This is a genomic window from Salmonella sp. SAL04162, from assembly GCF_046551535.1.
GTDB classification, from domain to species: domain Bacteria; phylum Pseudomonadota; class Gammaproteobacteria; order Enterobacterales; family Enterobacteriaceae; genus Salmonella; species Salmonella enterica.
In genome coordinates, this window is the sequence record NZ_JBGDVX010000008.1 from 57,164 (window position 1) to 69,926 (window position 12,763).

The 12,763-nt window shown below is 54.6% G+C and carries 14 protein-coding genes; 9 read left to right on the top strand and 5 right to left on the bottom strand.

Going from position 1 to position 12,763, the window contains the following annotated elements; genetic code table 11:
* Positions 1-9: 9 nt before the first annotated feature.
* Complete coding sequence (locus tag ACLJRH_RS16720; protein ID WP_000843762.1) at positions 10-648, top strand: DUF1007 family protein; 639 nt, start codon at positions 10-12, stop codon at positions 646-648.
* Complete coding sequence (locus ACLJRH_RS16725) at positions 639-1,625, top strand: nickel/cobalt transporter (protein WP_001630375.1); 987 nt, start codon at positions 639-641, stop codon at positions 1,623-1,625. Before ACLJRH_RS16720 ends, ACLJRH_RS16725 begins: the two co-directional genes overlap by 10 nt.
* Here ACLJRH_RS16725 and asrC read toward each other — a convergent pair whose 3' ends face one another.
* The 5 genes from asrC to suhB all read right to left on the bottom strand — a co-directional run bounded on the left by asrC (position 1,626) and on the right by suhB (position 6,523).
* Positions 1,626-2,639, bottom strand: a complete 1,014-nt coding sequence (gene asrC, locus ACLJRH_RS16730) for a sulfite reductase subunit C (protein ID WP_000020685.1) — start codon at positions 2,637-2,639, stop codon at positions 1,626-1,628.
* A 10-nt stretch (positions 2,640-2,649) separates the two neighbouring features.
* Complete coding sequence (gene asrB, locus ACLJRH_RS16735; protein ID WP_000017587.1) at positions 2,650-3,468, bottom strand: anaerobic sulfite reductase subunit AsrB; 819 nt, start codon at positions 3,466-3,468, stop codon at positions 2,650-2,652.
* A gap of 3 nt (positions 3,469-3,471) precedes the next feature.
* Positions 3,472-4,515 carry an anaerobic sulfite reductase subunit AsrA gene (gene asrA, locus ACLJRH_RS16740; RefSeq protein ID WP_000985214.1) on the bottom strand — a complete coding sequence of 348 codons (1,044 nt, stop codon included), beginning with the start codon at positions 4,513-4,515 and terminating at the stop codon, positions 3,472-3,474.
* Positions 4,516-4,696: 181 nt separating this feature from the next.
* Positions 4,697-5,575 (bottom strand): alpha/beta hydrolase, encoded by an 879-nt coding sequence (locus ACLJRH_RS16745; RefSeq protein ID WP_000174950.1) that lies wholly within the window; start codon positions 5,573-5,575, stop codon positions 4,697-4,699.
* Positions 5,576-5,719: 144 nt separating this feature from the next.
* Positions 5,720-6,523 (bottom strand): inositol-1-monophosphatase, encoded by an 804-nt coding sequence (gene suhB / locus ACLJRH_RS16750; RefSeq protein ID WP_000553473.1) that lies wholly within the window; start codon positions 6,521-6,523, stop codon positions 5,720-5,722.
* 118 nt (positions 6,524-6,641) lie between these two features.
* Between suhB and trmJ the strand changes: the two genes are divergently transcribed.
* The 7 genes from trmJ to hscA all read left to right on the top strand — a co-directional run bounded on the left by trmJ (position 6,642) and on the right by hscA (position 12,762).
* Positions 6,642-7,373: a tRNA (cytosine(32)/uridine(32)-2'-O)-methyltransferase TrmJ gene (gene trmJ / locus ACLJRH_RS16755; RefSeq protein ID WP_000940033.1), complete on the top strand. Its 732-nt coding sequence runs from the start codon at positions 6,642-6,644 to the stop codon at positions 7,371-7,373.
* Between the two features lie 159 nt (positions 7,374-7,532).
* The gene (iscR, locus tag ACLJRH_RS16760) at positions 7,533-8,027 is read left to right on the top strand and encodes a Fe-S cluster assembly transcriptional regulator IscR (RefSeq protein WP_001241346.1); all 495 of its coding nucleotides are present in this window, start codon (positions 7,533-7,535) and stop codon (positions 8,025-8,027) included.
* A 180-nt stretch (positions 8,028-8,207) separates the two neighbouring features.
* Positions 8,208-9,422 (top strand): cysteine desulfurase, encoded by a 1,215-nt coding sequence (gene iscS / locus ACLJRH_RS16765; protein WP_000775263.1) that lies wholly within the window; start codon positions 8,208-8,210, stop codon positions 9,420-9,422.
* Between the two features lie 27 nt (positions 9,423-9,449).
* Positions 9,450-9,836, top strand: coding sequence for a Fe-S cluster assembly scaffold IscU (gene iscU / locus ACLJRH_RS16770; protein ID WP_000331704.1), 387 nt, complete (start codon positions 9,450-9,452; stop codon positions 9,834-9,836).
* Between the two features lie 28 nt (positions 9,837-9,864).
* Entirely contained in the window at positions 9,865-10,188 is a 324-nt protein-coding gene (gene iscA / locus ACLJRH_RS16775; protein WP_000028952.1) for an iron-sulfur cluster assembly protein IscA, read from the top strand.
* Positions 10,189-10,383: 195 nt separating this feature from the next.
* On the top strand, positions 10,384-10,899 hold the full coding sequence (hscB, locus tag ACLJRH_RS16780) for a co-chaperone HscB (RefSeq protein ID WP_000384398.1): 516 nt from the start codon (positions 10,384-10,386) through the stop codon (positions 10,897-10,899).
* A gap of 12 nt (positions 10,900-10,911) precedes the next feature.
* Entirely contained in the window at positions 10,912-12,762 is a 1,851-nt protein-coding gene (hscA, locus tag ACLJRH_RS16785; RefSeq protein WP_023136411.1) for a Fe-S protein assembly chaperone HscA, read from the top strand.
* Position 12,763: the final 1 nt, after the last annotated feature.

Sequence of the window (12,763 nt, forward strand, 5' to 3'; positions counted from 1 at the left end):
GAGGAACAGATGAAGTCAGTGAAACGCAGCGCCTTAACACTATTTCTTGCCGTTTTATCTTTCGTGGCGGCGGCGCATCCGCACAGCTTCATCCGTCTGCAAACGCAGGTGGTCAGTGAAAATGAGCAATTTGTGGCGTTAAAAATGCGCTGGACAATGGACGCGCTGACGTCCGCAGATCTGCTGTATGACGCCGGAAACGCGGCGCCGGGGTCAGAAATATGGAAAAAGTTGGCGGCGGAAGTGATGGCTAACGTACTTGGGCAGCACTACTTTACAGAAGTGTGGCGCAATGGCGCGAAAGTGAAGTTTAAAAACAGGCCGACAGAATACGGTATGACGCGTGACGCGCATCAGGCGGTATTGACCTTTACGCTGCCGCTGGCTGAACCGCAGCCGTTAAGCGGTCAGACTTATACCTTTTCAACGTTTGATCCCTCTTATTATGTCGATATGCATTATGACCAGGACAGCGATATCACGATGCCGGAACCGCTGCGCGAAAAGTGTCGGATTCAGGTTTATACTCCTGCGCCCGGCGAAGAGACACTACGTTTCGCCCAGTCGCTGGATAAAGAGGACGCGCCGCCGGAGGATATGGATTTAGGTAAACAGTTTGCCCAAACGGTGACCTTGCAATGTCAGTAATTTTTTCTCAACGCGCTCCGGGGCGGCGCTGGCTCTCGCTGTGGCCACTGGCGTTATTCCTGCTGCTGATGCTGGTTGGCGGTCTGTGGATATGGCAGGCCTGGCCGCAGGTGATGTTGAAAAGCGCTCTTTGGCAGCGGGACGTGAATCAGCAGTTGAGCGCGCTGCTTAACGCGGTGGCGACGCATCCTGAACGAGCGGGCGGATCGTTGCTTCTGCTGAGTTTTATGTATGGCGTGCTTCATGCGCTGGGGCCGGGACACGGCAAAGTGGTGATCGCGACATGGCTGGCGACGCATCCTTCGAAGCTGAAATCGAGTATCGTGTTAACCCTCGCCGCCGCGTTATTGCAGGGGCTCGTGGCTATCGGGTTGGTGGTGGGCGTACTGACCGTATTGCAACTTCCGGCCAGGCAGCTCCATCTGAGTGGTTTCTGGCTGGAAAAGGGGAGCTATGCGTTAGTTGGCGGGCTGGGCATCTTGCTGTGCTGGCGGGCCATAAAAAGGTTACGCGCGCTGCTACGTAAACCTGTCTTTATCGCTTTTACGCCGCGCCATGTTCACCATGAAAAATGCGGCTGCGGACATCAGCATCTACCGACGCAGGAACAATTGCATAGCGGCGATGACTGGCGCGCGCGACTCATGATCGTACTGTCTATGGGGATGCGGCCCTGTTCCGGCGCGATAATGGTGCTGTTATTCAGTAAAGTGATTGGCGTTTTTAGCTGGGGAATGGCGTCGGTACTGGCAATGGCGGCGGGAACCTCGCTAACGATTACTTCGCTGGCGCTGCTGGTACACACTTTTCGTGATCTGGCGGTGAAACTCAGTGGAAACAAAGCGCCGGCGTTATGGCGGCAGGTAGGCTGGTCAACGCTGGCGCTGGCCGGAGGGGTCATACTGCTTGTTGCGGCGTTGGTCATGTGGTTTAGCGTGCCGCAGCCTGTGGGCGGGCTGCGGCCATGGCGTGGTTGATTAGTGCCCGGCGGGTTTGAGATGCATCCGCGCGACGGATTCGTCTTCGGCCCAGTAAATGCGTTCGGCGACCATCGCTTCCGGATTGAGCTGAACGCCGCGCAGTACCCGTTCTTTAAAACGCAGGTAGCCGCCTTTGTCGATCAGATGGCCCATATGTAGATAGATCGGTTTTCCGCCGAGCATCTCTTTTTCAAATTCATACAGGTTAACGATCACCTGCTTTATCACATCTTCAGTCACCCAGTTGAGGAAGAGCTTGCCGACGCGCGGCGTCTTTTTACTGGTGCGTCCGCCCAGACGGACTTGCCAGAGCTGATCCGGCTTACGTTGCCAGGCCAGCGTCGGACAGGCCAGCACGCACTCGCCGCAGCCGATACAGGCGGACTCTTCTTTGACCGCTTTGCCATTCTTCAGCGCCAGGCAGCCTACCGCGTGGTGACTACAGGCCTTCACGCAGGCGCCGCAACCGATACAGCGATCGGCAGTGAAGCGCATTTTCGCCACGCCAATAATTCCCAGATCTGCCATTGACGCCTTCGCGCAATCATTCGGGCAGCCAACGATGACCGTTTTGAGATGATAAGGGCTGGGATAGACCAGTTTTTCAAGACGACGGGACAGACCGGTCGTGTCAGTGTTGGCTTTCTGGCAAATGCGGTTCCCCTGACAGGCGACAATATTTCGCCCGCCAATAGCGAGATAGCCCGCTTTGGTATCCTCAACCTGGACGTCGCACAGTTCTATTTCAATCTCGCGAAGAAACGGCTCCAGCGCGGCGTTCACGTTGTCGATATCTTCGTAACGGATACCCGGCATCGCCAGCTTCTGGCGGGTAGTGAGGTGAATTTGTCCGTTGCCCCAGGTTTCGGCGATGTCACGCGCCACCGTTAGCAAATGCGCGGGCAAAATACCGCCGGGAATGCGGACGCTGATCATGGCTTCGCCGCGCACTTTTGACAGGCGATATTCGTTTTTCGCACGGGCTTTAATGATATCAATATCAATGCTCATGATGTTCTCCTTAATCGGCAAAACGTTGCGCGACGGCGTAGTTAAATATCGGGCCGTCGGTGCAGACATACACTTCGCCCATACGGCAGTGGCCGCACTTCCCGACGGAGCAGGCCATCCGGCGTTCGTAGTCCACCCAGATTTGCTCCGGCTTGAGCCCTTTTTGCAGCAGCATTTTTACGGTAAAGGTAATCATTATTGGCGGCCCAACGACGATGGCCTGCATGGTGTCGATATCGCTAAGCGTCATGTCGGCAAGCCGATCGGTCACCCGACCAATCTGGTAACGGTCATCAGCCTCGCCTTCATCCAGCGTGAGCACCAGATTATGTTTGCCGCGCCACGTTGCCATTTCTTCTTTGTACAGCACGCAATCGCGATTTTTATAGCCGAGAATCATATCCAGTTGACCAATTTCCTGCGGATTCTCAACGAAATAGCGCATTAAGCCTTTCACCGGCGCGACGCCCGTGCCGCCTGCGACAACCAGTAAGGGTTTATGGCGCAACGTATCGACCGGATAGCCATTGCCATAGCAGCCGCGTAGCCACACGTTGTCGCCTTCTTTCAGCGTAAAGAGGGCGCTGGTCACTTTTCCGACATTACGAATCAGCAGATCTATCCAGCCGTCGCCGTAGTCGGAAACGGAGATGGGCGCTTCGCCGACGCGCGGCAGCGACACCTCAACAAATTGCCCCCAGTGCGCGGGAAAATCGACGGCCACGCGGAAATTCCACTCCAGCGGCGTGTGGCGAGTAATACTGAGGATGCGGTACGCCGCAGGCAGCAAACTGTGCTGCGGTTTATCATGACAGGAACAATGTGACATGCGTTATGCCTCCTCTGCCAGCGCCTGCCGAACGGCAGCAGTCATTTTATTGATAATCAAAGAAAATTTGATGTATTGTGGGCAGCGATCGTCGCAGCGGCCGCAGCCGACGCACATATGTTCAATGCCGTTGCGCGCTTTGTAGTCATTGACCTTATGCAGGGCGCGGTAGCGCAGACGCTCGCCGGGTTTTTCGCGAAAACCATGACCGCCGGCCATGTCGCTAAAGCCAGGCACCATGCAGCTTGCCCACTGGCGGCGGCGTTCGCCGCGCTGCGGATTTTCATCATAGGCGACGTCAAAGACGCTATAGCAGGTACAGGTTGGGCACCCGGTAGTGCAGCGGCCACAACTGATGCAGCGGCTGTCGTAAGCGTCCCATAGCGGATGGCGGGTGAGAATGTCGCGAATTTTTTGCGGATCGCGGCAAACGCTGTCCGGCGTGACGACGGTTTCCCGGTTTTCGCTGACGAAAGAGGGGGTATAGTCAGCCTCCTGCCCCAGCCCTTGTATCGCCGCCTCGATAAAGGGATCGCGGATGCTGACAAGCGCGCCTTCATCGCTAAAACGCATAGCGGCGCTATAACAGTCAGTTTTATTAGTACCCATTGAGACGCAGAAACAATTTTCGAAGCTTTCTTCACACTCAATAAGGACGAAACGAATATGCTCCCGTAGCAGTTGATAACTGTAATCGGAATTATTCCCATTTGATAAATACATATAATCCAGCCGCGACATGGCGTTAATGTCGCAGGCGCGGGCAAAGACGATTATCGGGGAGGTGTCTGTCTCGGCAATTTGAATGGTGTCTTTATCGAAATAAAAGAGCGTTTCGGTGATAGGGGCAATAATGGTATTCGGCGACATGTGCGATTTCTCGTGCCAGATGAGATCGCGCCAGCCGCTAATTCGTTGATAAATAATGTTGTCAGTGTCGGAAAAACGTCCGCCGCGAAACTCTGCGGACGGGGCAAACACGCGCCATTTTTTGTTTAATCGCTGGATAAGCAAACTAAACTCGTCAGGCGTAATTTTGATAGCCATCACATACTCCACAGTAATATTCAGGAAAAACAAATGAAAATAAATTGTTATAAAAATCAGTTGAATATTACTGTTACGCTAGCGCTAATCCACCGCCTTCGCTAACGGGAAAAAATGGTTTTTACTATCGGTATAATAAATATATTCTTAGTCATAAAATATGCATATATACAGCGTCGCGCTATTTAGCGGATAGCGCGGTCTGAATAAAATTAATCATTGCATCGCGGTAAAGGTTTTCATAACGCCCGGAAAGAGCATCAATGTGATCGCCGCCAGGAATGAAGATTTTTTGTTTGGGCTCTTGGGCGAGGGCATACAATTTCTCACTGTCCTGCCAGGGAATAACATGGTCTGCCGTGCCATGAAGAATCAATACCGGAATGGGGCTGACGCTGGCGATATTGCGATCCGCGCTATAGCGGTCATCAAGCAAATAGCCGCTGCCCGGGATCATCTGGTTGGCGATGGAGGAATAGGATAAAAACGTTGAGTCGAGGATAATCGCACGTATGCCCGCCTGGTCGGCGTAGCGCATATTTGCGCAGCCTACGCAGTGGCCTACGGCGGCCAGTACATTATTGCCGCCCAGGCTCTGCCCCAGCAGTACCAGGCGCTCGGGATTAACGTCGTCGCGATGCCGCACATAATCTATCGCGCTTTTCGTATCGTCCTGTAACCCCTCTTGTGATGGGGTGCCCTCAGATTCGCCAAAACCACGGTAATCAAACATAAACAGGTTTACGTTGCGTTCTGGCAGCCAACTGACTAACGGCCAGTGCGCCGACATATTTCCGGCGTTGCCATGGACATGAATCACCGTCGCGACGGCGTTTTCCGGCCTGCCGAAAGCAGTGGGAATAAACCAGCCGTGCAGATGCGTGCCATCTTTGGCGGTAAAGGTAATGGATTCAGCTTCGGCAGGGGTTGGCCCATAGACTTTATTGTCCGGGTAATAAAAGGCATTGATCGCTACGCGGGGTAGCAGGTAAATACAGACCACAATGATAAACAGAATAAAAAGGGATTTGACGATGCGTCGGGTATGTTGAAGGGTCATGTTCGCTTCCTTGCCGCTTTATGCCAATAGCGGAGCAGGGAGCGATCGTACAAAAACATGCAGGCAAGTAAAGCGATGAGGCTGTGTTTAGGAAAAACGCCTGAAAAGGCACGGCGGATGAGTGGCCCCATCCGCCGAAGAGACTTAGCGCTTCAGCGCATCGCTCAGTTCGTCGCGCATATTCGCCAGCATGGCTTTAACGACGCGCGGATTCCCCGCCACGATATTACCGGTCATCATGTAGTTATGACCGCCGGTGAAATCGCTGACGATACCGCCCGCTTCACGAACCAGCAGTTCACCCGCGGCGAAATCCCATGGACGAAGGCCAATTTCAAAGAAACCATCGACACGACCTGCAGCCACATAGGCCAGATCCAGCGCGGCGGAACCGGTGCGGCGGAAATCGGCGCATTCGGTGAACAGCTTGCCGATAATATTAATGTAGGTGGTCGCGTATTGTTTGGCTTTGAACGGGAAGCCGGTAGCGAGGATAGTGCCGTCCAGATCGCGAGCGGTACTGCCGCGCAGACGGTAGCCGTTCAGTTGCGCGCCCTGACCGCGGGTGGCGGTGAACAGTTCGTTACGCATCGGATCGTAAACGACAGCCACTTCAGTACGGCCTTTAATGCGTACAGCAATGGAAACAGAGAAGTGTGGCAGACGTTTGATGAAGTTGGTGGTGCCATCCAGCGGATCGATAACCCATTGAACATCCTGATCTGTGCCAACGTGCTCACCGCTTTCTTCGGTGATAATAGTGTGTTGCGGGTAAGATTTGCGAATGGTGTCGATAATTACCGCTTCAGCGGCCTTATCCACATTGGTCACAAAATCGTTACTGCCTTTTTGGCTCGCTTCTACAGCGTCCGGAGTTTCATAGTTTTTGGCAATTACATTACCCGCCTTGCGCGCTGCGCGCACGGCGATGGTCAGCATCGGATGCATCGGTCTCTCTCACTGGATGTTAAAGAACGGGAAAACGGCGCAGAGTATAGCAGCGAGATCGGAATCTGTCTTGGTTTTATGGTAAGATGTCAGAATAATCTTTAGCTGAAGAAAGACAATGCTGCAAAACATTCGAATTGTGCTGGTGGAAACCTCCCACACCGGCAATATGGGCTCTGTGGCTCGCGCTATGAAAACCATGGGCTTAACTAACCTGTGGCTGGTAAACCCGCTGGTGAAACCGGACTCCCAGGCCATCGCCCTGGCGGCAGGCGCCAGCGATGTGATCGGTAATGCGCAGATCGTCGATACGCTGGATGAAGCGTTAGCTGGCTGTAGCCTGGTGGTCGGCACCAGCGCCCGTTCCCGCACTCTGCCGTGGCCGATGCTTGATCCGCGCGAGTGCGGCTTAAAAAGCGTGGCGGAAGCGGCAAATACGCCGGTTGCGCTGGTTTTTGGTCGTGAGCGTGTCGGGCTGACTAACGATGAGTTGCAAAAATGCCATTATCACGTCGCGATTGCCGCTAACCCGGAGTACAGCTCGTTGAATCTGGCGATGGCGGTACAGGTCATCGCATATGAAGTCCGTATGGCCTGGCTGGCGACGCAGGAAAACGGCGACGCGGCAGATCATGAAGAGACGCCGTATCCGCTGGTGGACGATCTTGAACGTTTCTACGGCCATCTGGAGCAGACGTTGCTCTCCACTGGCTTTATTCGCGAAAGCCATCCGGGGCAGGTGATGAATAAATTGCGCCGTCTGTTTACCCGCGCCCGCCCGGAAAGCCAGGAGTTGAATATTCTGCGTGGGATTCTGGCGTCTATTGAGCAGCAGAATAAAGGCAAGTAACCGCGTCAATACCGCACGGAACGCTAAATACCTGACTAATTTACTCAAGTAAATAGTTGACCAAATTACTCGGGAATGTCAGACTTGTCCCTGCTATGCAATACCCCCATTTTACAATAAAAAACCCCGGGCAGGGGCGAGTTTGAGGTTAAGTAAGACATGAGACTGACATCTAAAGGGCGTTATGCCGTGACCGCAATGTTAGACGTTGCGCTCAACTCCGAAGCGGGCCCGGTACCGTTGGCTGATATTTCTGAACGTCAGGGGATTTCCCTTTCTTATCTGGAACAGCTATTTTCCCGTTTACGTAAAAACGGTCTGGTTTCCAGCGTACGCGGGCCGGGCGGCGGCTATCTGCTGGGTAAAGATGCTGGCAGTATCGCGGTCGGCGAAGTGATCAGCGCGGTTGATGAATCCGTTGACGCGACCCGTTGCCAGGGCAAAGGCGGCTGCCAGGGCGGCGATAAATGCCTGACCCATGCGCTGTGGCGTGATTTAAGCGATCGCCTGACCGGTTTTCTCAACAATATTACCTTAGGCGAGCTGGTGAATAACCAGGAAGTTCTGGATGTGTCTGGTCGCCAGCACACGCATGACGCGCCGCGCGCCAGTGGTCGTGCGCAGGACGCTATCGACGTTAAATTACGTGCTTAATTAAAATATTACGCCATCTCTTCTGGCGGCCTCATGCGGTGAATGCCGCGGTCGTCTGAAGGATGAAGCGTAAAAAAGAATTCAGAATCAGGCCGGGACGCGGACGTCCCGTCAACACGGTCGTACATCCAGCCGGTTGCCTGATTCCTTGCATTGAGTGATGTACGGAGTTTAAGAGCAATGAAATTACCGATTTATCTCGACTACTCCGCAACCACGCCGGTGGACCCGCGTGTTGCCGAGAAAATGATGCAGTTTCTGACCCTGGACGGAACCTTTGGGAACCCGGCGTCTCGTTCACACCGTTTCGGCTGGCAGGCTGAAGAAGCCGTCGATATCGCCCGCAACCAGATTGCTGAACTGGTCGGCGCCGACCCGCGTGAAATCGTCTTTACCTCAGGGGCGACGGAGTCTGATAACCTGGCGATTAAAGGCGCTGCCAACTTTTATCAGAAAAAAGGCAAGCACATCATCACCAGCAAGACCGAGCACAAAGCGGTGCTGGACACCTGCCGTCAGCTTGAGCGCGAAGGGTTTGAAGTGACCTACCTGGCGCCGCAGCGCAACGGCATCATCGATCTCAACGAGCTCGAAGCAGCGATGCGTGACGACACCATTCTGGTTTCCATCATGCACGTGAACAACGAAATCGGCGTGGTGCAGGATATCGCAACCATCGGCGAAATGTGCCGCGCGCGCGGTATCATCTACCACGTTGATGCCACCCAGAGCGTGGGCAAACTGCCTATCGACCTGAGCCAACTGAAAGTGGATCTGATGTCCTTCTCCGGTCATAAAATTTATGGTCCGAAAGGCATTGGCGCGCTGTATGTGCGTCGTAAGCCGCGTATTCGCATTGAAGCGCAGATGCATGGCGGCGGGCACGAGCGCGGTATGCGCTCTGGTACTCTGCCTGTTCACCAGATCGTCGGCATGGGCGAAGCTTACCGTATCGCGAAAGAAGAGATGGAGACCGAAATGGCCCGTCTGCGCGGTCTGCGTAACCGTCTGTGGAACGGCATCAAAGATATTGAAGAAGTTTACCTGAACGGCGACCTTGAGCAGGGCGCGCCAAACATTCTCAACGTGAGCTTTAACTACGTTGAAGGCGAGTCGCTGATCATGGCGCTGAAAGACCTGGCGGTCTCTTCCGGTTCCGCCTGCACCTCCGCCAGTCTGGAACCGTCCTACGTGCTGCGCGCGTTGGGCATGAATGACGAGCTGGCGCATAGCTCTATCCGTTTCTCTTTAGGTCGTTTTACCACTGAAGAAGAGATCGACTACACCATTGATCTGGTTCGTAAATCCATTGGCCGTCTGCGTGACCTTTCTCCACTGTGGGAAATGTACAAGCAGGGTGTGGATCTGAACAGCATCGAATGGGCACATCATTAATCGGTATCGGAATCAGGAGAATTTATAATGGCTTACAGCGAAAAAGTAATCGATCACTATGAGAACCCGCGTAACGTAGGGTCGTTTGACAACAACGACGATAACGTGGGAAGCGGCATGGTTGGCGCGCCGGCCTGCGGCGACGTCATGAAGTTGCAGATTAAAGTTAACGATGAAGGTATCATTGAAGACGCGCGCTTCAAGACTTATGGCTGCGGTTCCGCTATCGCCTCCAGTTCTCTGGTAACGGAGTGGGTGAAAGGGAAATCCCTGGACGAAGCGCAGGCGATTAAAAACACCGACATTGCAGACGAACTGGAACTGCCGCCGGTGAAAATTCACTGCTCTATTCTGGCGGAAGACGCGATTAAAGCCGCTATTGCGGATTACAAAAGCAAACGCGAAGCGAAATAAAATAGAACGTTAACATTGAGGTTTTGTTATGTCGATTACACTTAGCGACAGTGCAGCAGCGCGAGTTAATACCTTCCTGGCCAACCGTGGTAAAGGGTTTGGTCTGCGTCTGGGCGTGAGAACCTCCGGCTGCTCAGGTATGGCTTATGTGCTGGAATTTGTTGACGAGCCAACGGCGGAAGACACCGTGTTTGAAGACAAAGGCGTTAAGGTAGTGGTTGACGGCAAGAGCCTGCAATTTCTGGACGGTACACAGCTGGACTTCGTAAAAGAAGGTCTGAACGAAGGGTTTAAATTCTCCAACCCGAATGTGAAAGATGAGTGTGGTTGCGGCGAAAGCTTCCACGTGTAACCGTGTTCCGCTGTTATACCGAGCATTCGTGCTGCAGAAAAGCGGCAAGCGAGTGAATCCCCAGGCGCTTATTTGAGTCAGTGTCTGGGGGAACCCGCGCAGACAACGCATCTGCGGCGCGAAGTAAGAAGGTATAACCCCACCGTGGTCGCCTGCGTGTGGGGTTTGTTCTGACAGGCTATCCCTGAGAATGTTATGGATTACTTCACCCTCTTTGGCTTACCAGCCCGTTATCAGATTGACACCCAGGCGCTGAGCCTTCGTTTTCAGGATCTGCAACGCCAGTATCACCCTGACAAATTTGCCAACGGCACTCAGGCGCAGCAGCTTGCCGCCGTCCAGCAATCCGCCACGATCAACCAGGCCTGGCAAACGCTGCGTCACCCTTTGACGCGCGCGGAGTATCTGCTTTCCTTACACGGGTTCGATCTGGCCAGCGAGCAGCATACGGTACGCGACACCGCGTTTCTGATGGAACAACTCACGCTTCGCGAAGAGCTGGACGATATCGAACAATCAAAAGACGACGTGCGGCTGGAAAGCTTCATCAAACGCGTACAAAAGATGTTTGATGCTCGTCTTCAGCAAATGGTGGAACAGTTGGACAACGCCGCGTGGGACGCGGCGGCGGATACGGTGCGCAAACTGCGGTTTCTCGATAAACTGCGAAGCAGCGCAGAACAACTCGAAGAAAAGCTGCTCGATTTTTAACTGGAATCTAACATGGCCTTATTACAAATTAGTGAGCCTGGTCTGAGCGCCGCGCCGCATCAGCGTCGTCTGGCGGCGGGCATCGACTTAGGCACTACCAACTCTCTGGTTGCGACGGTTCGCAGCGGCCAGGCGGAAACTCTGCCTGATCACGAAGGGCGCCACCTGTTGCCTTCAGTGGTTCACTATCAGCAGCAGGGCCATACGGTCGGTTACGCTGCGCGCGACAATGCCGCGCAGGATACGGCCAACACTATCAGCTCTGTGAAACGCATGATGGGACGCTCGTTGGCGGATATCCAGGCGCGCTATCCGCATCTGCCTTACCGGTTTAAGGCAAGCGTTAATGGGCTGCCGATGATTGACACGGCGGCTGGATTGCTCAATCCGGTACGCGTATCGGCTGATATTCTCAAAGCGCTGGCCGCGCGGGCTAGCGAATCGCTCTCCGGCGAGCTGGATGGTGTGGTGATTACTGTTCCCGCCTATTTCGATGATGCCCAACGTCAGGGGACGAAAGACGCCGCGCGGCTGGCAGGCCTGCATGTACTGCGCCTGCTCAACGAACCGACGGCGGCGGCGATTGCCTACGGTCTGGACTCAGGCAAAGAAGGCGTTATTGCTGTTTACGATCTCGGCGGCGGTACCTTCGATATCTCTATCTTACGCCTGAGCCGCGGGGTGTTTGAAGTGCTGGCGACGGGCGGTGATTCTGCGCTCGGCGGCGACGACTTTGACCATCTGCTGGCGGACTATATTCGCGAGCAGGCGGGAATTGCCGATCGTAGCGATAATCGCGTTCAGCGCGAATTGCTGGATGCCGCGATTGCCGCGAAAATCGCCTTAAGCGATGCCGATACCGTTCGCGTTAACGTTGCGGGCTGGCAGGGGGAGATCACTCGCGAGCAGTTTAACGATCTCATTTCCGCACTGGTTAAGCGCACGCTATCGGCCTGCCGTCGCGCATTGAAAGATGCCGGCGTTGATCCCCAGGACGTTCTGGAAGTGGTCATGGTCGGCGGTTCGACCCGTGTACCGCTGGTGCGTGAGCGGGTGGGCGAATTTTTTGGCCGCACGCCGTTAACCGCTATCGACCCGGATAAAGTGGTCGCTATCGGCGCAGCGATTCAGGCCGATATTCTGGTCGGCAACAAGCCGGACAGCGAAATGCTGCTGCTGGACGTGATTCCACTCTCTCTTGGGCTGGAAACGATGGGTGGCCTGGTGGAAAAAGTCATTCCGCGCAACACCACTATCCCGGTGGCGCGCGCGCAGGATTTCACCACCTTCAAAGACGGCCAGACCGCGATGTCTATCCATGTGATGCAGGGCGAACGCGAACTGGTGCAGGACTGCCGCTCGCTGGCGCGCTTTGCGCTGCGCGGGATTCCGCCGCTGCCGGCGGGCGGGGCGCATATTCGCGTGACCTTCCAGGTAGACGCCGATGGCCTGTTGAGCGTCACCGCAATGGAAAAATCCACTGGCGTCGAGGCCTCCATTCAGGTCAAACCCTCCTATGGCCTGACCGATGGTGAAATCGCCTCGATGATCAAGGATTCCATGAGTTTTGCCGAGCAGGACGTGAAAGCGCGTATGCTGGCGGAGCAAAAAGTCGAAGCCGCGCGCGTGCTGGAAAGTTTGACCGGCGCGCTAACTGCCGACGCCGCGCTGCTAAGCGCCGCAGAACGTCAATGCATTGATGATGCCGCCGCACATTTAAGCGCGGTCGCACAAGGCGATGATGTTGACGCCATAGAACAAGCCATTAAAAACGTAGATAAACAAACCCAGGAATTTGCCGCTCGCCGCATGGACCAGTCGGTTCGTCGCGCGTTGAAAGGCCATTCCGTAGACGAGGTTTAAC

Coding starts and splice junctions, on each gene's coding strand:
- suhB (WP_000553473.1), bottom strand. CDS start 6,523: ATGCATCCGATGCTGACCATCGCCGTGCGCGCAGCGCGCAAGGCGGGT.
- trmJ (WP_000940033.1), top strand. CDS start 6,642: ATGCTGCAAAACATTCGAATTGTGCTGGTGGAAACCTCCCACACCGGC.
- ACLJRH_RS16745 (WP_000174950.1), bottom strand. CDS start 5,575: ATGACCCTTCAACATACCCGACGCATCGTCAAATCCCTTTTTATTCTG.
- iscR (WP_001241346.1), top strand. CDS start 7,533: ATGAGACTGACATCTAAAGGGCGTTATGCCGTGACCGCAATGTTAGAC.
- ACLJRH_RS16725 (WP_001630375.1), top strand. CDS start 639: ATGTCAGTAATTTTTTCTCAACGCGCTCCGGGGCGGCGCTGGCTCTCG.
- iscS (WP_000775263.1), top strand. CDS start 8,208: ATGAAATTACCGATTTATCTCGACTACTCCGCAACCACGCCGGTGGAC.
- asrC (WP_000020685.1), bottom strand. CDS start 2,639: ATGAGCATTGATATTGATATCATTAAAGCCCGTGCGAAAAACGAATAT.
- ACLJRH_RS16720 (WP_000843762.1), top strand. CDS start 10: ATGAAGTCAGTGAAACGCAGCGCCTTAACACTATTTCTTGCCGTTTTA.
- hscA (WP_023136411.1), top strand. CDS start 10,912: ATGGCCTTATTACAAATTAGTGAGCCTGGTCTGAGCGCCGCGCCGCAT.
- hscB (WP_000384398.1), top strand. CDS start 10,384: ATGGATTACTTCACCCTCTTTGGCTTACCAGCCCGTTATCAGATTGAC.
- asrA (WP_000985214.1), bottom strand. CDS start 4,515: ATGGCTATCAAAATTACGCCTGACGAGTTTAGTTTGCTTATCCAGCGA.
- asrB (WP_000017587.1), bottom strand. CDS start 3,468: ATGTCACATTGTTCCTGTCATGATAAACCGCAGCACAGTTTGCTGCCT.
- iscU (WP_000331704.1), top strand. CDS start 9,450: ATGGCTTACAGCGAAAAAGTAATCGATCACTATGAGAACCCGCGTAAC.
- iscA (WP_000028952.1), top strand. CDS start 9,865: ATGTCGATTACACTTAGCGACAGTGCAGCAGCGCGAGTTAATACCTTC.